Source organism: Enterococcus sp. AN402, from assembly GCF_040719405.1.
GTDB lineage: Bacteria > Bacillota > Bacilli > Lactobacillales > Enterococcaceae > Enterococcus > Enterococcus faecalis.
Window position 1 is genome coordinate 373,250 of the sequence record NZ_JBFDTM010000004.1, and the last position, 20,375, is coordinate 393,624.

General features: G+C 36.5%; 20 protein-coding genes. 19 read left to right on the forward strand and 1 reads right to left on the reverse strand.

The features are described from left to right. The first annotated feature begins 5 nt into the window (after nt 1–5). The 6 genes from arcC (at nt 6) to AB1I62_RS03255 (ending at nt 5,904) form a co-directional block, all read left to right on the forward strand. Nucleotides 6–935 (forward strand): carbamate kinase, encoded by a 930-nt coding sequence (gene arcC / locus AB1I62_RS03230; RefSeq protein ID WP_002366182.1) that lies wholly within the window; start codon nt 6–8, stop codon nt 933–935. A gap of 196 nt (nt 936–1,131) precedes the next feature. Continuing rightward, the gene (locus AB1I62_RS03235; RefSeq protein WP_104859267.1) at nt 1,132–2,718 is read left to right on the forward strand and encodes an amidase family protein; all 1,587 of its coding nucleotides are present in this window, start codon (nt 1,132–1,134) and stop codon (nt 2,716–2,718) included. Nucleotides 2,719–3,272: 554 nt separating this feature from the next. Next, nucleotides 3,273–3,971: a nicotinamide riboside transporter PnuC gene (gene pnuC / locus AB1I62_RS03240; RefSeq protein ID WP_002355593.1), complete on the forward strand. Its 699-nt coding sequence runs from the start codon at nt 3,273–3,275 to the stop codon at nt 3,969–3,971. Nucleotides 3,972–3,979: 8 nt separating this feature from the next. Beyond that, complete coding sequence (locus AB1I62_RS03245; protein ID WP_002355594.1) at nt 3,980–4,624, forward strand: deoxynucleoside kinase; 645 nt, start codon at nt 3,980–3,982, stop codon at nt 4,622–4,624. A gap of 349 nt (nt 4,625–4,973) precedes the next feature. Further along, the gene (locus AB1I62_RS03250; RefSeq protein WP_104859268.1) at nt 4,974–5,405 is read left to right on the forward strand and encodes a hypothetical protein; all 432 of its coding nucleotides are present in this window, start codon (nt 4,974–4,976) and stop codon (nt 5,403–5,405) included. Nucleotides 5,406–5,517: 112 nt separating this feature from the next. Then, nucleotides 5,518–5,904: a DUF1149 family protein gene (locus AB1I62_RS03255; RefSeq protein ID WP_002358717.1), complete on the forward strand. Its 387-nt coding sequence runs from the start codon at nt 5,518–5,520 to the stop codon at nt 5,902–5,904. Nucleotides 5,905–5,950: 46 nt separating this feature from the next. On the opposite strand, the gene AB1I62_RS03260 is transcribed toward AB1I62_RS03255, so the two are convergent. Further along, nucleotides 5,951–6,286 (reverse strand): hypothetical protein, encoded by a 336-nt coding sequence (locus tag AB1I62_RS03260; RefSeq protein WP_002355597.1) that lies wholly within the window; start codon nt 6,284–6,286, stop codon nt 5,951–5,953. Between the two features lie 297 nt (nt 6,287–6,583). Between AB1I62_RS03260 and AB1I62_RS03265 the strand changes: the two genes are divergently transcribed. The 13 genes from AB1I62_RS03265 to AB1I62_RS03325 all read left to right on the forward strand — a co-directional run bounded on the left by AB1I62_RS03265 (nt 6,584) and on the right by AB1I62_RS03325 (nt 20,307). After that, nucleotides 6,584–7,975 carry an L-cystine transporter gene (locus tag AB1I62_RS03265; RefSeq protein ID WP_104859269.1) on the forward strand — a complete coding sequence of 464 codons (1,392 nt, stop codon included), beginning with the start codon at nt 6,584–6,586 and terminating at the stop codon, nt 7,973–7,975. Nucleotides 7,976–8,108: 133 nt separating this feature from the next. Next, nucleotides 8,109–8,489 carry a VOC family protein gene (locus AB1I62_RS03270; RefSeq protein WP_033597357.1) on the forward strand — a complete coding sequence of 127 codons (381 nt, stop codon included), beginning with the start codon at nt 8,109–8,111 and terminating at the stop codon, nt 8,487–8,489. Nucleotides 8,490–8,641: 152 nt separating this feature from the next. Then, nucleotides 8,642–9,808, forward strand: coding sequence for a serine hydrolase (locus AB1I62_RS03275; RefSeq protein ID WP_002386952.1), 1,167 nt, complete (start codon nt 8,642–8,644; stop codon nt 9,806–9,808). 98 nt (nt 9,809–9,906) lie between these two features. Next, on the forward strand, nt 9,907–10,617 hold the full coding sequence (locus AB1I62_RS03280; RefSeq protein WP_002355601.1) for a DUF1003 domain-containing protein: 711 nt from the start codon (nt 9,907–9,909) through the stop codon (nt 10,615–10,617). 495 nt (nt 10,618–11,112) lie between these two features. Beyond that, entirely contained in the window at nt 11,113–12,063 is a 951-nt protein-coding gene (locus tag AB1I62_RS03285; RefSeq protein ID WP_002355603.1) for a rhodanese-related sulfurtransferase, read from the forward strand. A gap of 178 nt (nt 12,064–12,241) precedes the next feature. Continuing rightward, entirely contained in the window at nt 12,242–12,625 is a 384-nt protein-coding gene (locus AB1I62_RS03290) for an LPXTG cell wall anchor domain-containing protein (protein WP_164978382.1), read from the forward strand. Further along, on the forward strand, nt 12,625–13,356 hold the full coding sequence (locus AB1I62_RS03295; RefSeq protein WP_104859601.1) for a WxL domain-containing protein: 732 nt from the start codon (nt 12,625–12,627) through the stop codon (nt 13,354–13,356). Before AB1I62_RS03290 ends, AB1I62_RS03295 begins: the two co-directional genes overlap by 1 nt. A 16-nt stretch (nt 13,357–13,372) precedes the next feature. After that, complete coding sequence (locus AB1I62_RS03300) at nt 13,373–14,152, forward strand: WxL domain-containing protein (protein WP_104859602.1); 780 nt, start codon at nt 13,373–13,375, stop codon at nt 14,150–14,152. Nucleotides 14,153–14,171: 19 nt separating this feature from the next. Further along, a complete protein-coding gene (locus tag AB1I62_RS03305) occupies nt 14,172–16,271 on the forward strand; it encodes a MucBP domain-containing protein (protein ID WP_104859603.1) in 2,100 nt (699 codons plus the stop codon). Nucleotides 16,272–16,293: 22 nt separating this feature from the next. Then, nucleotides 16,294–17,034, forward strand: coding sequence for a WxL domain-containing protein (locus tag AB1I62_RS03310; RefSeq protein ID WP_002375974.1), 741 nt, complete (start codon nt 16,294–16,296; stop codon nt 17,032–17,034). A gap of 75 nt (nt 17,035–17,109) precedes the next feature. After that, a complete protein-coding gene (locus tag AB1I62_RS03315; protein ID WP_010774524.1) occupies nt 17,110–18,204 on the forward strand; it encodes a DUF916 and DUF3324 domain-containing protein in 1,095 nt (364 codons plus the stop codon). Between the two features lie 201 nt (nt 18,205–18,405). Continuing rightward, nucleotides 18,406–18,855 carry a hypothetical protein gene (locus tag AB1I62_RS03320; RefSeq protein ID WP_002390056.1) on the forward strand — a complete coding sequence of 150 codons (450 nt, stop codon included), beginning with the start codon at nt 18,406–18,408 and terminating at the stop codon, nt 18,853–18,855. Between the two features lie 3 nt (nt 18,856–18,858). After that, nucleotides 18,859–20,307, forward strand: a complete 1,449-nt coding sequence (locus AB1I62_RS03325; RefSeq protein WP_104859604.1) for a helix-turn-helix domain-containing protein — start codon at nt 18,859–18,861, stop codon at nt 20,305–20,307. The last annotated feature ends 68 nt before the right edge of the window (nt 20,308–20,375 follow it).

Here is a 20,375-nt window from a genome sequence, read left to right on the forward strand (position 1 = left end):
AACAGATGTCAAAAATAGTGATTGCATTAGGTGGAAATGCGTTAGGAAATTCTTCGAAAGAACAATTGGCAAAAGCACAAACCGCTGCAAAATCCATTGTTGATTTAATTGAACAAGGCCATCAAGTGGTGATTGCTCATGGCAACGGGCCACAAGTTGGCAAAATTCGCTTAGCTTTTGAGGAAACGAGTCAATCTCCAGAAGATGTCGTGCCGTTTCCTGAATGCACAGCAATGAGCCAAGGCTATATTGGCTATCATTTACAACAAGCAATTGATGAAGAACTAGTAGCCAGAAATTTAGGGGAACAACCAGTTGTTACGTTAATTACACAAGTCGTGGTGGATCCAAAAGATCCAGCGTTTACAAAACCAACAAAACCAATTGGTGGTTATTATGACGAAGAAACAGCCAAACAGTTGATGGCGGAAACTGGGAACGTCTATCAAGAAGATGCGGGTCGAGGCTGGCGGCGGGTAGTTCCTTCGCCAAAACCAGTTGATATTTACGAAAAAGTTAGCTTGCGAACACTTGTTGATGCAGGACAAATCGTAATTGCTTGTGGTGGCGGCGGGGTTCCTATTGCCTATGATGGTCCAGTCTATCATGGTGTAGATGCAGTCATTGATAAAGACTTTGCGGCAGCAAAAATGGCTGAACTCATTGAAGCAGATGTTTTTGTGGTATTAACTGCAGTAGAACATGTTTTTGTTAACTTTGGTCAAGCAAATCAACAAGCTTTGACCGATGTTACGGTTACGGCAATGCAACAATATATAGAAGAAGATCAATTTGCGCCAGGTAGTATGTTACCCAAGGTGGAAGCGGCCATCAGTTTTGCAGAAAGTAAACCAAACCGCCAGGCGATTATCGGGCTTTTAGAATTAGCTTCGGAAGCAATCAAAGGAGAAAGTGGTACACGAATTACACAATAAATTCTCAGTATTTAACTTTCACAAAAGACTAAAACAAACGCATTTAGCGGACTATCTTAATCGTTAGAGAGTAGGACATCGGTCGTTTTGACGGATGTCCTACTCTCTATTTTGTCTTTTTAACGAACAAAACTGTTAGTTGTCATGCAAAAATAAACATAGTAAGATAATCTTTAAATGGTATAGGAGGATAAAAATGTCTAAATTTTTAAAAGTAATCGGAATAATTGCTGTTTTGTTAGTCATAATAGGCGCTGCAGCGTATTGGTTTATACTCAAAAAGTTCACTCCTGAGGCAGAAACCCCAGCAATGTACAATCAAGAGAGAATCGTTAAAACGATTGAAGACCAATTAAAAGAAACAGATGTACAAAAAGCTCGTACCAAAGCACCGTTGATTATTGAAAAAAATATCACTGAATTACAGCAAGCGATTGCCGAAGGAACATTGACCTATGAAGAACTTACGGCGTTTTATTTGGACCGTATTTTACAGTTCGATCAAATAGATAATGGCATGAACAGCATCTCTGAAATCAATCCGCAAGCAATTAAGGAAGCAAAGGCATTTGATCAGCAAGCCTCTCAAACACCGAAGAAGCCTTTGTATGGTATTCCTGTGACTTTGAAAGAAAATATAAATACGACCAACATGATTTCGAGTGCAGGAGCTTATGCTTTACGCACGTTCAAGCCTAAGGAAGATGCGGAAGTAGTTAAGAAGTTAACAGAGGCGCAAACTTTGATTTTAGGAAAAGTAAACTTATCTGAACTAGCGAATTATATGTCAATGAAAGCACCAAGTGGCTATAGTTCCAAACATGGACAAACACTTAATCCTTATGGGCCGCTCAAAATAACACCTTCAGGTTCAAGTTCTGGGAGTGCGGCTAGTGTGACGATGAATATCGGCGCCTTCTCTTTAGGCACTGAGACGATGGGATCGATTGTTTCCCCCGCTTCTCATCAATCAGTGGTTGGTTTTAAACCGACCCACAGTTCAGTAAGTGGCGAAGGTGTTTTGCCATTGGCACCGTCATTAGATACAGTTGGCCCGATTGCCCGAAGTGTCGTTGATGCTGCACAAGGCTATAATGCGTTTAAGAAAGACACGGTTCCGAGCATTGATTCAACGAAATTTACTAAAAATAACTTACAAGGTCAACGCATTGGGTTGCTAGAAATGCCAAGTGCTGAAGAAGAATTTACGGCTGCTAAAAAGGCCCTCCAAAAAGCTGGAGCAGAAGTGATTCCGGTAACGCCAGATATGGAAGGGATTGATGGCGGGAAAGTTATTTCCAATGAATTTAAGTTTGCATTGGAAGAATTTGCGAAACGTTATGACTTACCATTTAAAACACTGGAGGAACTAATTGCGTATAATCAACAAGATAAAAAGGTTCGTGCCAAGTATGGGCAAGATTTATTAGAAGCAGATGTTAAAAAGAAACAACCAGATAAAGAAGTCATTCAAGCAACCATTAAAAAAGCACAGCAAACGTTTGATGCGTTGCTAAAAAAACAACAATTAGACGGATATGCTTTTATTGATTCTGAAGGTACGGGTTTAAGTGCTGTGGCAGGATATCCTGAATTGACTGTTCCTTTGGCAGCGAACAGCGAAGGACAACCTTATGGGCTGACTTTTACACAAACTGCCAATAAAGAGCAAACGTTATTTGAGCAAGCTTACAGCTTTGAACAAAGTACCAAAGGACGGATAGTGCTTTCAGACAACGAGCTATTGGCAAACAGTAAAAAAATAAGTAGAGATGAGCAGTAAAGAAAACTAGGGATGGCGAAACATCCGTATCAAACCTAATAAAGATAATCGACCTACAAATGAAAGGAATTGTTTGTAGGTCGATTATTTAGGTTAGTCGTTTTTTTTGCTTTTTTTAGGCGAATGTTTTCATGTAATAAGTTAATAAGTGGCCAGATTCGAGAAATAAGGCCATCAATTTTTAAGCATTTCAATAAAAAGAGTGAACGATGACTGTATTTGAAGCATAAATATGTGCGGTTGCTTCCGCTTTCGCAACATTAATTTGGAGCGCTACCGTCGTAAAGGGTTCTGCCGCAGGAATCATTAGATGGAAACAAATCCATGACTACATAGAAGATTAAAACAAGATGAAGAAAATATTGTGGCAATAAAGGATATCAGAAAGCTTACAAAATAACTATATGTAGTATCTTTTTATTTTTTTAATCAATATATAGTATTAAAATCTTCTTTTTATTCCGAAATCTGATTGACTTGTTTTTTAAAACGGAGTACTCTTATTGAGACGTCAACAGATAAAAGTTTGGTTTTAGGAAGGTCGGAAATTTGTCGTGAATAAGAATTTTTTGGTGAATGATTTTAAAGGTTGGGAAACGAGAAGTTACTTGTTTTTAGCTTTGATGGTGGGGGTACAGTTGATTGCATTTGCTATCAATCCATCGAATTGGATTACGTTAGTAGGTGGTTTAGCCGGCATCATTTGTGTGAATTTAATTGCCCAAGGAAAAGTCAGCAATTACATTTTTGGGTTAATCAGTGCAGTGATTATTGGCTATTTTGGGTTAGTGACACGGGTATATGCGGAAGTTCTTTTACAAAGCTTCTATATTATTATGGACATTACAGGGCTTTATGCTTGGCTTCGGGCTAGCGAGGATGGCTCGGGTCAAGTAACCGAAGTAAAAGTTTTAAAAGGTATTCAGTGGTTGTATGCCTTTTTCACGTGGTTGCTCATTGGCGTAGCGGCATATATTTTGTTAGGTTTTGTAAATGATGCGCAACAAACATTAGATGCAATCACGTTCAGTGTTTCAGCGACAGGGATGTTATTGATGATTAAACGTTATCAATCGCAATTCGTGTTTTGGCTACTAGGAAATATTTTTTCAATTTTGTTATGGTTCCGAGCAGGGACGCACGCTGGTGGTGATTATGCGATATTTGTTATGTATTGTATGTATACTTTTAACTCAATTTTTGGTATGTTTAATTGGTTGAAGATAAAAAATAAAATGGAAAAAAATAGGTAGGGAGTTCGATGGCAGTGATTGTTTTAGCAGGTACGATTGGCGCTGGTAAATCTAGTTTAACAGCTTTAATTGCAAACCGTTTAGGTTCAGAAGCCTTTTACGAATCAGTTGATGATAATGAGGTATTACCTTTATTTTATGCGGAACCGGAAAAGTACGCATTTTTATTACAAATTTATTTTTTAAATAAACGTTTTGATAGTATTAAACAAGCATTAACGCATGAAAATAATGTATTGGATCGCTCGATTTATGAAGATTCATTACTTTTTCATTTAAATGCAGATTTAGGTCGTGCCAACGAAACAGAGGTCAAAGTGTACGATGACTTATTACAAAATATGCTCCAAGAATTGCCTTATGCTGCGCATAAAAAAAGACCTGATTTGTTAGTTCACATTCGTATTTCATTTCCCAAAATGTTAGAACGCATCAAAAAACGTGGCCGTCCTTATGAACAAATTGAGACAGATCCAACGTTGTATGATTACTATCAAATGTTGAACGAGCGTTATGATCAATGGTACGAAGACTATGATGAAAGTCCTAAAATTCAAATTGATGGCGATAAATATGATTTTGTCGAAGATCCTGAAGCGTGTCAATATGTCTTGGCGTTAATTGAGAAGAAAATTGAAGAATTAGAAAGATAAATAAAAAGAAGCAAGTCCGGACTTGCTTCTTTTTGACTTAAAATGTGGATAGATAGGCTAAAGTTGCTACTAAATAAAGGAGTGTAGTGCTAAATTATAGAATCGGATTTTAACCTTCCCCTAAGTTAAAATCGGATAATCTATCCATCGACAGTTTAAGTTTGTATAAAATAGCGGTAGCTATTATCAACGAAGTCATTCATCGGTTGACCTGACTTCTCTAGAAGTATACCATCGAAAATAACCAACAGTTGTTCAAAATTTGGACTTAGTAAGTGTAAATTTTGATTGAAAGTTTCTGTAAATCAATCATTTATTCAAAAAATAATGCTCGAAAGAAGGAAGATAAATGGGCCAAATTTGGTTTGAACGCATTCTACGTTGGCGCAAAAAAGCGCAACGATTTTTACAAGGACGTTATGCCCGGTTCGATGAATTGAATCGAACGCTGTTGCTAACAAGTGTTGTGCTGGCGCTCATCAATATTTTTACTGGCTATCTTTGGGTTCGGTTATTGATTTTAATCACAGGCGCCTACGTGTATTATCGCTTTTTTTCAAAACATATTCACCCGCGATTGAATGAAAATCAACGGTTTATTCTTCGAAAACAACACCTAATGCAAAAAGTTCATGCTTTTCGCAAGCGACACATGACTCAGAAAGGATATCGTTATTTTAAATGTCCAAAATGTCAGCAGTCATTACGTGCGCCGAAAGGACGAGGAACAATCAAAGTCACTTGTTCAAAATGCCGAAATCAATTTATCAAAAAAGTCTGACCTTCTGTGTTTTTTGGTCTAGGCAACTTTCGGACTTGTGGTATACTTGAGAAAAGAAACCATTGGATATTCTAAAAGGGGAATATCTTGTTAAAAAAGGAGAGAAAAAATAATGGAAATTAAACGCCAACAAGAAATTGTTGAAGCGTATCACTATGATATGCGAGTACCTGATTCAGAAGTAGAGACAGATTTACGTGTCAGTTTTTCACCAATTGAAGTAGAAGAAGAAAATTATCCAGAAAATAGCTCAGCACTTGTTGCTCGCTTAGAATTTCGAATTGTCTTTGACGAATTTGTTTTATCAGGGGCGATTAGCCAAATTAATCACATTATTGATCGTAAAATTGAAAAACAAGAAGATATTTCGCAAGAAGAAGTCGATGAACTTGTGCGTCCTTTATTTAGCATCGTCGAACGTTTATCTTATGAAGTAACTGAAATTGCTCTGGATCGTCCAGGTGTTCAATTGAATTTTCAACAATCAGAAGAAGCTTAAACTTTAAAAACAGCGTTTATAACGGATTCCGTTACAAACGCTGTTTTTATTCTTGTGAAGATTTAGCAACCAAAGCTTTTTTAAACTGTTCATAATTTTTTGTAGCGATATCCACATAAGCAATCGGCTGACCAACTTTGGTGATTTTTTCGGGAAGATAGGGAGCGAGCATTTCATTGTACAAAATGAACGCAGCTTCTGGTACTTCCTCTGAAAGAACATCATAACTGATAAAGTCAATTTCATAGGTTGGTTGAAAAAAGGCTTTGATGTTTTGCTGCTCTTTATTTGAAAAGAGCCAAGGACCTCCATTTGCAGGGCTCCCAACATACAACATTGCTCCATCACGGTTGACAGAAAGGATCCAACAAATTTTTTGCATACGCTTAAACCTCCTAGAACTAAGTATAGCACGTCAGCTTAAAAGAAAGAGGACAAAAAACAAATTATTTTTACAGTGACTAGTAAAACAACGCTTGGTGATAGTTTTAAACTATCGCAACGGTTATTTTCTATCAAAAAGTAAGCAAATTATCCCACTATTTGCTATAAAATAAGGTACAATAGAACTATCACTGGAAACAGTTTGCTGTTTTCAGGGTATTTACTGGAGAGTGAGTACCGGGAACCTTTACTTCCTTTGATGTACTTGTCATTAAAAACATAGGGAGGAACTAAAATGACAACATTCATCACTGTATTAGTGATCCTTGCATTTATTGCTGTGTTATTCGGTTTCTACCAAATGCAAAAGAAACATTTAAAATTCTCAACACGTGTCTTTTCAGCATTGGGCGTGGGGATTGTTTTAGGTGCAATTATTCAATTTGCTTTTGGTACAGACAGTAAAATTACTACGCAATCAATGGAATGGATCGGAATTGTAGGTAATGGTTATGTAGCGTTTCTACAAATGCTCGTAATTCCGTTAGTATTTGTATCTATTGTAGGTGCATTTACAAAAATGAAAGAATCCAATAAATTAGGAAAAATTAGCTTTAATGTGTTAGCCACCTTACTAGGAACAACAGCAGTAGCTGCCTTGGTGGGGATTGGAACAACCTTAGCGTTTGGTCTTCAAGGGGCAAAATTCACGCAAGGTGCTGCAGAAACGTCAAGAATTGCCGAGTTAGCGACGCGTCAAGATGCGATTCAAGATTTGACGATTCCACAACAAATCGTTTCATTTATTCCTAAAAATGTCTTTGCTGACTTTGCGGGAACACGACCAATGAGTACCATTGGGGTGGTAATCTTTGCTGCGTTTGTTGGTGTCGCTTATTTAGGCGTTCGTCGTAAAGCGCCAAAAGAAGCTGAATTTTTTGCAAATTTAATTGATAGTTTATATAAAATTACCATGCGAATTGTTACCTTAGTTTTACGCTTGACCCCTTATGGCGTGTTAGCGTTAATGATTAATGTTGTAGCAACAAGTGATTTTGTTGCGATTATTAACTTAGGTAAATTTGTGTTGGCATCGTATGTGGCCTTAATCATTGTTTTGGCCATTCACATGCTGATTTTAATTACTTTAAAAGTCAATCCAGTTACGTATCTAAAAAAAGTTTTTCCAGTCTTGAGCTTTGCTTTTACTTCTCGTTCAAGTGCAGGAGCTTTACCATTAAATATTGAAACACAAACCAAAGCATTAGGTGTCGATGATGCCACAGCAAACTTTGCTGGTAGTTTCGGTTTATCTATTGGACAAAATGGTTGTGCCGGCGTTTATCCAGCTATGTTAGCAACCATCGTTGCACCAACTGTTGGAATTGATGTCTTTAGTTTACAATTTATTTTAATGTTAGTAGCAGTTGTCACAATCAGTTCATTTGGCGTAGCCGGTGTCGGCGGCGGAGCAACTTTTGCTTCTCTAATCGTTTTAGGCGCAATGAACTTGCCAGTTGCAATTGTTGGTTTAGTAATTTCGGTTGAACCACTTATTGACATGGCGCGGACAGCTGTTAACGTTAACGATAGTATGGTTGCAGGTGTGTTAACAAGTGCTCGTATTCATGAATTAGATCGTGATGTCTTAAATGATCGCGACGTTGTCTTAGATGCAAATATCTAAATCAATAAAACGAAAAGTGTTTGAGCAATGTCTTGCTCAAACACTTTTATTTTGATTTTAAGCGAAAGTGCAGTAATTATTTAAAAGAACGTATATAATAAGTTGTTAACTAAATTCAAAAGGACGTGAAGGAATGTTTTCAAACCAAGTAAAGATTATGTTATATGTGAATAATGTTGAGGAATCTAGTCAATTTTGGCAAACGTTTGGCTTTGTTGAAAAGGAAAGAGAGGAAGTTGACGGCACATTGGTGGTAGAAATTGCACCAAGTGAATCAGCAGAAGCGATTATTGTTTTATATGATTTGGCCTTTATTCAAAAACATTCACCAGAAGTGGCGGGGAATACCCCTTCTTTAATGTTTGCTAGCGGTGATATCATTGGTCTCTATAAAAAAATGCAAGAGGCTGGGGTTACTGTCGGTGAAATGGTTCAATTGCCAACAGGCTTAGTTTTTAATTTTGCAGATAACGATGATAATTACTTTGCTGTGATGGGGCAAGAAAGTAAATAAAAAACAGCTTGGCACCAGAATCTAGATTGATTCTGGTGCCAAGCTGTTTTTTATAAAAGTTGAAAGTTTTATAAATTTTACTAAAAACTGTAATTTTCATGAAAATATAGCGTATGATAATGCTGTTAATAGAATAGGCGGAGGTAAGCGGTATGCGTAAACGACATGCAAAGAAAAGACATGGAGGAGTGAATTGGCTTTTTATAGTATGTTTGTTGGTGGTGATTGGTGGTAGTGGTTATTTAATAAAAACGTTCTTTTTCACTAGAGATTCACAAGTTAGTCAAGAATCGAAAGTGGTCTTGGAAGAAGATCGCCGAAGTGATAATTATGCGAATTTAACGAAAGAAATAGTTGCACCAGATAGTGGCGAACTTGATCAAAAAATTCAAGAAACAAATTATATTGGTTCGGCTTTGATCATTAAAGATGATCAGGTTTTAGTAAATAAAGGATATGGCTTTGCCAATTTTGAAAAGCAACAAGCCAACACGCCAAACACAAGGTTTCAGATTGGCTCAATTCAAAAATCTTTTACCACAACCTTGATCTTAAAAGCAATTGAAGAAGGTAAACTTACATTAGATACAAAACTCGCTACGTTTTATCCGCAAATTCAAGGTGCTGAGGATATTACGATTAGCGATATGTTGAATATGACAAGTGGTTTAAAGTTATCAGCAATGCCTAATAATATCGTTACCGATGAAGAAATTATTCAATTTGTTAAACAAAATACCATTCAAGTCAATAAAGGAAAATACAATTATTCCCCAGTAAATTTTGTCCTTTTAGCAGGAATGTTAGAGAAAATGTATCAACGTACCTATCAAGAATTATTTAATAATCTTTATCACAAAACGGCTGGTTTAAAGAATTTTGGCTTCTATGAAACCTTATTGGAACAGCCCAATAATTCAACAAGTTATAAATGGACAGAAGATAATTCATATAACCAAGTGCTCTCAATTCCTGCAGCTAGTTTTGCCCATGAATTTGGGACTGGTAATGTGGATATGACGACAGGTGATTTGTATTGGTACTTACATCAATTAACGAGTGGACATTTAGTTTCCACCGCACTTTTGCAAAAATTATGGACGTCTTCTCAGCAAAGCTCTTATCATGGCGGCATCTATGTTCATGATAATTATTTACGTTTACACGGCGTTGAAGCGGGTCAACAAGCCCTGGTTTTATTTTCAAAAGATATGAAGACAGGGGTCATATTGCTAACTAATTGTGTGAATCCAGCGAAATACAAAGAATTAATTGGTTCGTTGTTCCATGATGTAACCAATTTAACTGTTAAATTTTAAAGCAGAAGCAACAACGATCACTCCAAAGCCTTTTTAGGTTTCTTCTGAGAGACTTTATATTAAAATAAAGGGAAGAACGATCAAAGGGAGTGACGAAGATGAAGCAATCAAAAAATAAACAAGTTGTTATTGGTGAATCAACGAAAAAAAACATTTATCTTCAAGATATAGAACAGGAAACGCAAGCTTTTATTCTCCAAAACAATCCACAATTGACAGCTGAATCGATGATTACATTGGCGGAGTTACTTAATTATCGTTTGGATTACATGAAACAATTGGTCGCAAATGATTCTGAAAAAATCCAACAACTGAATGAATTGGTGGTTCAACATATCAAAGAAGATAAGCTGATTTCCAATAATATGAATGAAAAGATGGAAAAGAAATTAACCTTTGGCCAACGAGCAGCGGATACCATTGCTAAATTTGGCGGTAGCTGGGTGTTTATTGGCTTCTTTTGCTTCGTGTTGATTGCTTGGATCGTGATTAACTCTACCACTTTATTGGGACAACCATTTGACAAATATCCTTATATTTTGCTAAATCTCGCCTTATCTTGTTTAGCAGCTATCCAAGCACCGATTATTATGATGAGTCAAAACAGACAAGAAGCCCGTGACAGAGAACAAGCGAATAATGATTATAAAATTAACTTAAAAGCAGAAGTAGAAATTAATTTATTACATGAGAAAATGGATTATATTATCAATAATCAACTAGAAAATTTGGTAAAAATCCAAAATATTCAAATTGAACTTTTAGGTGAATTGCAAGAACAACTCGCCGCGACTTCTGAAAAGGAGTAGTATATAGAAGAGGTCGGGACAGAACCGTTTAGCTCCGAGAACCAAGTAGGTACTGATTAACATCTATTTGCTTTGCAAATAGTGTTTCTCAGCAATAAGAAGGAATTTCCGAAAATTGCTCTTTAATTTTTGGAGACCAAGTAGGTATTGTTCATCATCGAATCACTACGTTCTTCGTGATTCTCAACAATTTCGGCTTATTTCCGAAGGACCTTCACCAAGTAGGTACGATGATTTCATCTGTTCATGCTTCACAGTGAAACATCGCAACTCTTAGAGCTGTAGCTCTTTTGAAGGGTGTACTGTGACGAGACGCATGTCGAGAAAACACCTTAGAAGTTGTTGAGATCGGAGCAACGCGTAGTGTTGGTTCTGTTCCCGCCGTTTATCAGGCTTTTTTTATTGTGTGTAAATACACAAGCAAAATAATCGCTTTCCCTTTTTTATTCACCGTATAATGGGATAGAATGACTTTATACAAAAGGGGAAAACAAGATGAAATACCAAGTATTACTTTATTACAAATATACAACAATTGAAGATCCAGAAGCTTTTGCGAAAGAGCATCTAGCTTTTTGCAAATCATTAAATTTAAAAGGCCGTATTTTAGTAGCGACAGAAGGGATTAACGGAACGTTATCTGGTACTGTCGAAGAAACAGAAAAGTACATGGAAGCAATGCAAGCAGATGAGCGCTTTAAGGATACATTCTTTAAAATTGATCCAGCAGAAGAAATGGCGTTCCGCAAAATGTTTGTTCGCCCACGTTCTGAATTAGTGGCGTTGAACTTAGAAGAAGACGTTGATCCATTAGAAACGACGGGGAAATATTTGGAACCTGCAGAATTTAAAGAAGCCTTATTAGACGAAGACACTGTTGTAATCGATGCTCGTAACGATTATGAATATGATTTAGGTCATTTCCGTGGTGCCGTGCGCCCAGATATCCGTAGCTTCCGTGAGTTACCACAATGGATTCGCGAGAACAAAGAACAATTTATGGATAAAAAAATTGTTACCTATTGTACTGGCGGGATTCGCTGTGAAAAATTTTCTGGCTGGTTATTAAAAGAAGGATTTGAAGATGTTGCTCAATTGCATGGTGGTATCGCCAACTATGGAAAAAATCCAGAAACACGTGGCGAACTTTGGGATGGCAAAATGTATGTCTTTGATGACCGAATCAGTGTCGAAATTAATCACGTTGATAAAAAAGTTATTGGGAAAGATTGGTTTGATGGAACACCTTGCGAACGCTATATTAACTGTGCAAACCCAGAATGTAATCGTCAAATCTTAACTTCAGAAGAAAATGAACATAAACATTTAGGTGGCTGCTCATTAGAATGTAGCCAGCATCCTGCCAACCGTTATGTAAAAAAACATAATTTAACAGAAGCAGAAGTTGCTGAACGTTTGGCTTTGTTAGAAGCGGTTGAAGTATAAAAATAATAAAAAAATAAACAAAAAAACTTCGAAAATTATTTTTCGAAGTTTTTTTGTTTATTTTTTTGTCTTTAAAAGTGTTGATTTTAAAGCTTTCTTAGCTAAAACCATTTTATTTTTTAAAAGCGTCTGAAAAAAATAAAAAAATCTAATAAATATTTCTTTTATATAATGTTTATTGGCTGGGCCAGTCAATGTTGAAAATGGGGAAGGAGGAATTCAGATGAAAATCATAAAAAGGTTTAGTTTGGTATGTTTAGGGCTATTGATCATTGGGTTGCAAACAAAAAGCGTTATGGCTGAAGAAAATAATTATGAATCAAATGGTCAAGCGAGCTTCTATGGTACCTACGTTTATGAGAATGAAAAAGAGTCAAATGACGTAGCGGATACCCAACAATCAGAAGAACAGGGAAGAAACAATTTAGCTGCTTCTGGACAAGCAGTTTTACCTAAAACAGGCGAGTCTGAAAATCCGCTGTATTCCTTGATAGGAGTTAGTTTGTTGGGGATAGTCATTTATTTAATTAATAAAATGAAACGAGAGAAGGAGTTTAATTAATGAAAAAAACTGTTTTACTTACATCGGCAACCATACTTTTAGGCGTAGGGTTTCAAGCAATAAACGCATCAGCAGCAGAAACTTTTCCGAAAGAATACAATACAGAAGGCACAATTACTTTTGAAGCAGGTGATAATGAAATCACACCGCCTGTTGATCCAGAAAATCCCGATCCTACTGATCCAGTAGACCCAATTGATCCTCCAGGGCCAGGAACGGGTGGTGCCTTATCAATTGATTATGGGTCAAAATTTAAATTTGGTGCACAAAAGATTTCTACGGCAGATCAAACGTATTATGCTGCGCCAGATGAAATGAAAGATGGTTCAAAAAAACCAACCTATGTACAAGTAACTGATAAAAGAGGAACGTTAGCAGGATGGAAACTAACGCTTTCCCAACCTGAACAATTTAAAACAGCTACTGGAGAAGAACTAGTCGGCGCTCAATTGACGTTTACAAAGGCAGAAGCTGCTTCAATGGTGGATGAAAAATATAAACCTACTGAAGTCAGTAGTACTATTTCCTTAACACCTGGTGTAAATAATAATCTAGCGATGAACGCTAAAAAAGAAACAGGTGTTGGGACTTGGGTTTATCGCTTTGGTTCAAATGAAGCAACAAATAAAGAAGCTGTCCAACTATTCGTTCCCGGAAAATCTGTAAAGCTTGCACAACAATATTCAACGAAGTTAGTTTGGGCATTAGAAGATACTCCCGCTAATAATTAAATAAAGGAGAAAAGCAATGAAAAAACAATTCACAGGAATCGTTCTATGCAGTACATTTGCAGTTGCTGGTTGGTCCTTACAAGCGAAGGCAGAAGAGCCAAAAGAGTATCGTTCGAATGGTTTAATAGAATTTATTCCGAACGTAGATCCGACAGAGCCAGTTGATCCAGAAAATCCCGATCCAGAAAAGCCAGTCAAACCAATTGATCCGACAGACCCAGAAGGTCCCAATCCTGGTACCCAAGGACCGCTGTCTATTGATTATGCTTCAAGTTTTGACTTTGGGAAAAATCGTATTTCGAATAAAGACCAAGTATATTTTGCAAGAGCACAGCAATATCAAGAAAATCAAAAAGAAACACCAAATTTTGTGCAAATTTCTGATAATAGAGGAACCAATAGTGGTTGGTCTTTAACGGTTACGCAAAAGGAGCAATTTAAAGCAACAAAGGCTACTTTAAATAGTCAGTTGACAGGTGCGCAAATTTCTTTAGCTAACCCGAACGTTAATAGTAATGCGCAAAATGTTGTGAAACCAGAGGCAACAAATAAGATTGCCCTTGTTCCAGGAACCGCATCGCTAGTGGTAGCTGCGAAGCAAGGAACCGGTGCAGGAACTTGGGCTACTTATTGGGGCAAAGTAGAAGTGGTTGCAGAACGCGATGAAACCAATACGGTACACAATGTTAATGTTACAAAAGATGTTGCGCTATCAGTACCAGGGTCAACCCCTAAAGATGCCGTGAAATATCAAACAAAATTATTGTGGACGTTGACGGATGTACCAGGAATTTAAAAAGTAGAGGTGAAGAGAGATGCGAAACAAACAAAGCCTAGTCTTTTTGGCAAGTAGTTTATTCTTACTAATCCTTGCGCCTATTACTAGCGAAGCGATTAGTAATCCTTCGACAAATATCAACGAAGTCAATCGGGAAATAGTGGAGGAATCGGCCAATGATCAGGCAACTAGCGCTCCTTCTCACTCGGAAAAATTAGAGCAAGAACCTTCCCTAGAAACGACAACAACAACCGATAATCATCCAGCAGAAACAGACCAATCAACGGCTACTTTAGAACCTAGCAAACAACAAAAGGATGACGATAACAGTGCAACGGAATCGGCGATAGTTGAACCACAGCCGCGCATGTTGGCTGCGCCATACGCTACTTCATTGCCTGATGATCCTAATATCATTCCAATCGACAAGGTATTTCAAGAGCCAATTGGAAATGCAACAAGTATTTTAGAAGGTGGGAAGTTATTACAACTAAACCCAGCTGTTAAATCACAAAAAGGCGCTATTTGGTCAAAAAAACCAATCAGTTTATTGTCGGATTTTACCTTTAAAAGTTATTTGTATTTAGGAAACGAGTATGCAAATGCTGGTGATGGTATGACCTTTACCTTAACGAATGATCCTAGAATGTCCACAACGCCTCAAGAAGTCATTGGTTCACCTGGGATGGGAATCGGTGCATACTCCACGAAAGCGGGTCAACCTTATGTTAGAAATGCCTTATCGATTGAGTTTGATACCTATAAAAATACTGGTAGTTCCAACCGAATGGACCGAGAAATTTCACAAGATAAGGGAAATGGGCATTTAGCTTTTGTCACTCCGAAAGCTAATAACAACAGCTATACAGGGGAGCATTCAGGCGTCACCGTTGCGCCAACCTATCTATCTAATGGAACCTGGCGCATGTTGACTGTTCATTGGAGTGCCGCAACCAAAGCATTAACATATGATTTAGAAGGTGTGGGCACGAATACGTATGTAGTTTCAGATTTAAATGCACAATTTGGCGCAACAACGGTTTATTGGGGCTTTACATCCTCTACAGGTGGCAAATACCAAGAGAATGCTTTAGCAATGACACAAATTCCTACCAACGTTACGTCACAAGCAGCCCTTAGCGTGAATGGTCAGGAGTTTAGCTCAGCTGTTGAAGCAGTGAAAAATGATCAGGTGAGACTACGGAATACGTTGAATATTGACAATGACTTTATCGAAGATCGTCAACCGCAAGTAAGCATTGACTTACCTGATGAATTAGCATATGAAGAAAATTCATTAATGATTGATGGTAAAAAGGTAGCAGCCAAAGATCTGACACAAACAGGGAATCACTTAACAATTGCTTTAAATGACTACCTAGTTTTAAAGAAGGACATGATTATTGAATTAAAAACAACCCTTCAAGATAATACGCCCGAAAAAGTTTTAACTATGAACTTTGACTATTATGAAGAAGGAACCTTACTGCAAAAGTCAAATAATGTAACGATTACTATTCCTAAACCAACAGAAAAAACAGTAACCGTTTTTTATAAAGACGCGGAAGGTAAAGATATTGCTCCACCTAAAAGTGTAACAGGGAAAATTGGTGCACCCTATCAAGAAAAACCCCTAGATATTTCTGGCTATATTTTTACAAAAGACTCAGGCAATGCGGAAGGAACAATGACAGAGGAAACAAAAGATATTTATTTTTACTATCGTTTAGGGGAACTATATTTTAAAGAGGCACCAAAACAGATTACTTTTGGTACGGAAAAGATACGTAATCAACCACTAATTAAACTTGGGCATCCCACCGAAGGACTCAAAGTTGTGGATGAACGTAACGCAAATAATTGGCGCTTGCAACTAAAGCAAACGCAACCGTTAACGAATGATTCAATTGTAATGCCAGATGTTTTTTCTTTCGTTTCAACTGCTGGAAGCTCTCAGATTACAAATGAGGCAATTACGCTTTTAGAAAGTAATCAGAAAGGTGAAACAGATTTAACAGCATTACTTGATGAATCAAAACAACAAGGAATTCAAATCAATGTTCCTGTAGCTTATCAAAGAGTTGGAACATTTAAAGCTCGTTTATCTTGGGCGTTAGAAGACGTACCAGGAAATTAAAGAAAAGAATGGAGAAAAGAAAATGAAAAAAGTAACAACAGTATGTTTATCCACATTTATTTTAGGGAGCTTAGGCATGACTTCTCAAGCCTTTGCAGAAGATGGCGGTAGTTATACATCTAATGGTATCGTAGAATTTACACCAAGTGAAGATCCAACTAATCCGGTTGACCCAACGGATCCAACTAATCCAGTTGATCCTATTGACCCAACAGATCCTGAAGGTCCTAATCCAGGAACAAACGGTCCGTTGTCAATTGATTATGCGTCAAGTCTAGACTTCGGTGTTCAAAAAATCACGTCGAAGGATCAGACTTATTTTGCTGCTACCCAAAAATACAAGACAGTAGGCGCAACCGATGAAGTCAAAGAAGGGCCTAACTATGTCCAAGTAACAGATAACCGTGGAACCGAAGCTGGCTGGTCATTAAAAGTGAAACAAGAAGGACAATTTAAATCAACTTCTGGTAAAGAATTGACTGGGGCAGCTATCACGTTTAAAAACGGAAATGTAGTGACTGCTTCAGATTCAGGCAAACCAACAGGCCCAGCCACAATCACGCTAAATTCAGATGGTAGTCAATCAGATGTAATGAGTGCAGCGAAAGGAAACGGTGCAGGAACTTATTTATTTGATTGGGGAACAGATGCAACTACAGCTGCTAAAAGTATTGAGTTAACTGTTCCAGGTTCTACAACCAAATACGCTGAAAAATACGCCACAAAATTAACATGGACGTTGACAGACGCTCCAGGAAATTAAACGAGTTTTAAAAAGAAGAATAGCAGGAAACATGGTTACCTGCTATTCACTACATATAGAAAAGGAGTAAATAATTTGAACAGAAAAAAACAACGATTTCTTTTTTTTCCGATACTACTAATTCTTTTAGCGTTAGTACCTAGCAATGGTTATGCCAGTGAATTTAATTTTGCGGTTACGCCTATTCCATCAGAAAAACAAGTAGATAAAGAAAAAACTTACTTTGATTTATTACTAGCACCAAATGAAGAAACTGAGTTGAAAGTGAACTTGCGCAATGATACAGATAAAGAAGTAAAGGTAGGTATTTCCATCAATAGTGCCATTACCAATTCAAATGTAATCGTGGAGTATGGTGAAAATAAGGGGAAAAAAGATCAAAGTTTAGCGTTTGATATAAAAGACTACGTTCAATACCCTAGCTCAGTTCGTTTAAAACCGAAAAGTGAACAAACGGTTTCTATTAACGTCAAAATGCCTAATACACCCTTTGATGGAGTGTTAGCTAGTGGTATCACTTTTAAAGAAGAAACGTCGGATGAAGGCAAACGCCAAGACGATAAGAGTCAAGGGTTATCCATTAAAAATGAATATTCGTATGTCGTTGCATTATTGATGCAACAAAATAAAAAAAAGGTTGAGCCGAATTTACTTTTGAAAAAAGTCTCACCAGGACAGATTAATGCTAGAAATGTGATTTTAGTCAATCTACAAAATGATCAAAAAACATATATTAACCAAGTTGCATTTTCGGTAGAGATTACCAAAAAGGGGCATGAAGAAGTTTTATATAAAGAGGAAAAAGCAAACATGCAAATTGCGCCAAATACCAATTTTTCTGTTCCCATTGCGCTAAAAGGGCAACCGCTTAAGCCAGGAGATTACCATTTGTCTATGACCGTTGTTGGGAATAAAGATGCTGCAGGCTCATTTAAAAAATCAATAAACAATGAATCGATATCTTTTAGAAATCAATGGCAATTTGAAAAAGACTTTACAATTAATGGTGAAGTTGCCAAAGAATTAAATGAAAAAGATGTCACCTTAAAAGAAAATCATTCGAATTTATATTTGATGATTGGCTTACTACTATTATTGATAGTAATTTTAATCATTGCCTGGTTGATTTGGCGAAAAAAGAAACAGGAAAAAAACGAAAGAGAAATATAAAGAGTAGTTAATTTTTGATTTGATTATCGGCAACGTTTTTGTTTGTTTTTACTTATCAAACATGCAGTTTATTCAACAAACCTAACTCAAAAAAAGAAATAATAAGAAGGAGTATTGTTAAATATCGTCTGATACCACTTTACTAGTTATATTTTTTGTTTTGTTATGTAGCTAAAGTATTTGGCAATATATGTGAGAAAAATGGATAAATACAAACATTTACTATTATGGAGTACATTGTTACTCTCGTTTTTTCAAGTAACCACTGTGCAAGCAGCAGAAGAACGGAATCCAATTTATAATCCGACCAATCCAACAGAAGAAATTTATCCGATTGAGAATACTGGCACACCAGAAAAAATGGAAGAAACAAATGAAAGTACTATTACTAGCGATACGCAAGCGGAAGAAAGTAGCGAAGAAGTTAGTAAAAAAGAAGTGAAAACCAATAATCCAAAAACAAATGAAGAAAGGCCTTCTTCCAAGAAAAGTCAGCATCAAGTATTTTTCACGGATGAATTATTTGATGCTAGCCATATCACCATTGTACCAAATAGCACAGGCGGTGCTGGAACGGAGGGGCAAAACACTTTTTACTTGAATTTCATACAGGAATTAGTAGGAACGGCTATTTATGGGAGAAAGAACTGATAAATGATGAATTATGAAATTTTTTTAAATAAAGAAGATCAACGAAGTTATTCCTTGCTAAGGCATTTAGAAGAAAGTCCCACGCTATCAGGTACTTTTATTGCACTTCGCGAAGAATTATCAATGTCGAATTTTTTAGTCAAAAAAACATTAGAAAAATTAAAAGCAGATATTGACAATCTAAAGTTAAGCGACAGCTTAACTTTAGTCGTTTCTGATGTAGATGTTACACTTGAAATTGATGGAAACTATTCAAGTAAACTTTTGCTCACGAAATACTTAACAGAATCGCTCTCTTTTAAATTAGTGTTGTCTTACTTTAGAGGAAATTATAGTTTGACAAAGTTTGCTGAATGTAATCATGTCAGCACCTCTGTGGCGTATAGTACCTTACAGCGGCTAAAAAAAGCCTTAAAGGAGTATCAGATCTATTTTAGTAAGCGGGAAATTGTCGGCAATCAAAAAGCAATTTCATTTTTTTTGTATAAATTGTTCACGCTTTCCAATCAACCAATTTCCGAACTATATTCGGTAAAAGTCTATAATGAAGCGAAACGTGTATTACAGTCTGTTGAGTTAAACTATACTTTCACCACCTATGAGCGACGCAATTTTTTCCATTATTTAGCTATTATGATTAACAACGAAGGACGTGCGGTGGAAGGGATCGATACGCGTGCACTGAATACATTTTCAGAGGAACTAATAAAAAAATCGCAAGTGGCATGGGCATTGACCTCAAAATCATTAACGTATACGATTGTTTTTTTCTTGTATTTGCATGGCAAACTAGAGAAAAAATATGTTATTCACGAAGATCCTACGATTGAAAGCTTAACTCGTGTTTTCATTGGAAGTTTTGAAAAAGCATTTAATTGTTTAGAGGAGTCAACAAGGAATACTCTAGAAGAAGGGTTAGCAATTATTCATTTCAATGTTATTTACTTTCCGATTAATATGTTTGACGATTTTGAAATGGATTTACAGTTTTTTAAGCAAACATATCCGGAATTTTATTTTTATTTAATTGAATATATTCGTTGGTTAACAGCAAAACATAAAAAAATTGCGAAAGCCAATCACTGTTTGTTTTTTAACTATCTATTGTTGCTAATTAATCATGTTCCGGTTCGTTTAATTGCAGAGCCAGCCAAGGTCCTAATTGATTTTTCTTATGGAAAAGAGTATAACCAATTTATCAAAAAAAATTTATCCGTCTATGTGAATTTAAATGTAGAAATTATTGACCCGTTATCAGATACCTTACCAGATGTGGTGATTACCAATTTAAATAACTTGTATCAAGAAGAACAGAGTAAAGTTATGGTTTGGCTGGATCCACCTCGTTCGATTGATTGGGTCAATTTAACGCAATCATTATTGACTATTCAAGAAGAAAAATATCAACATCAAAAAGAATCGACAAAGACAAGCGGTGATCCTATCGAATAGAATCATCGCTTGTCTTTGTGTTTAAGTCTTTACAAAACCACCCAAGTGTTTTATAATATGAATATACA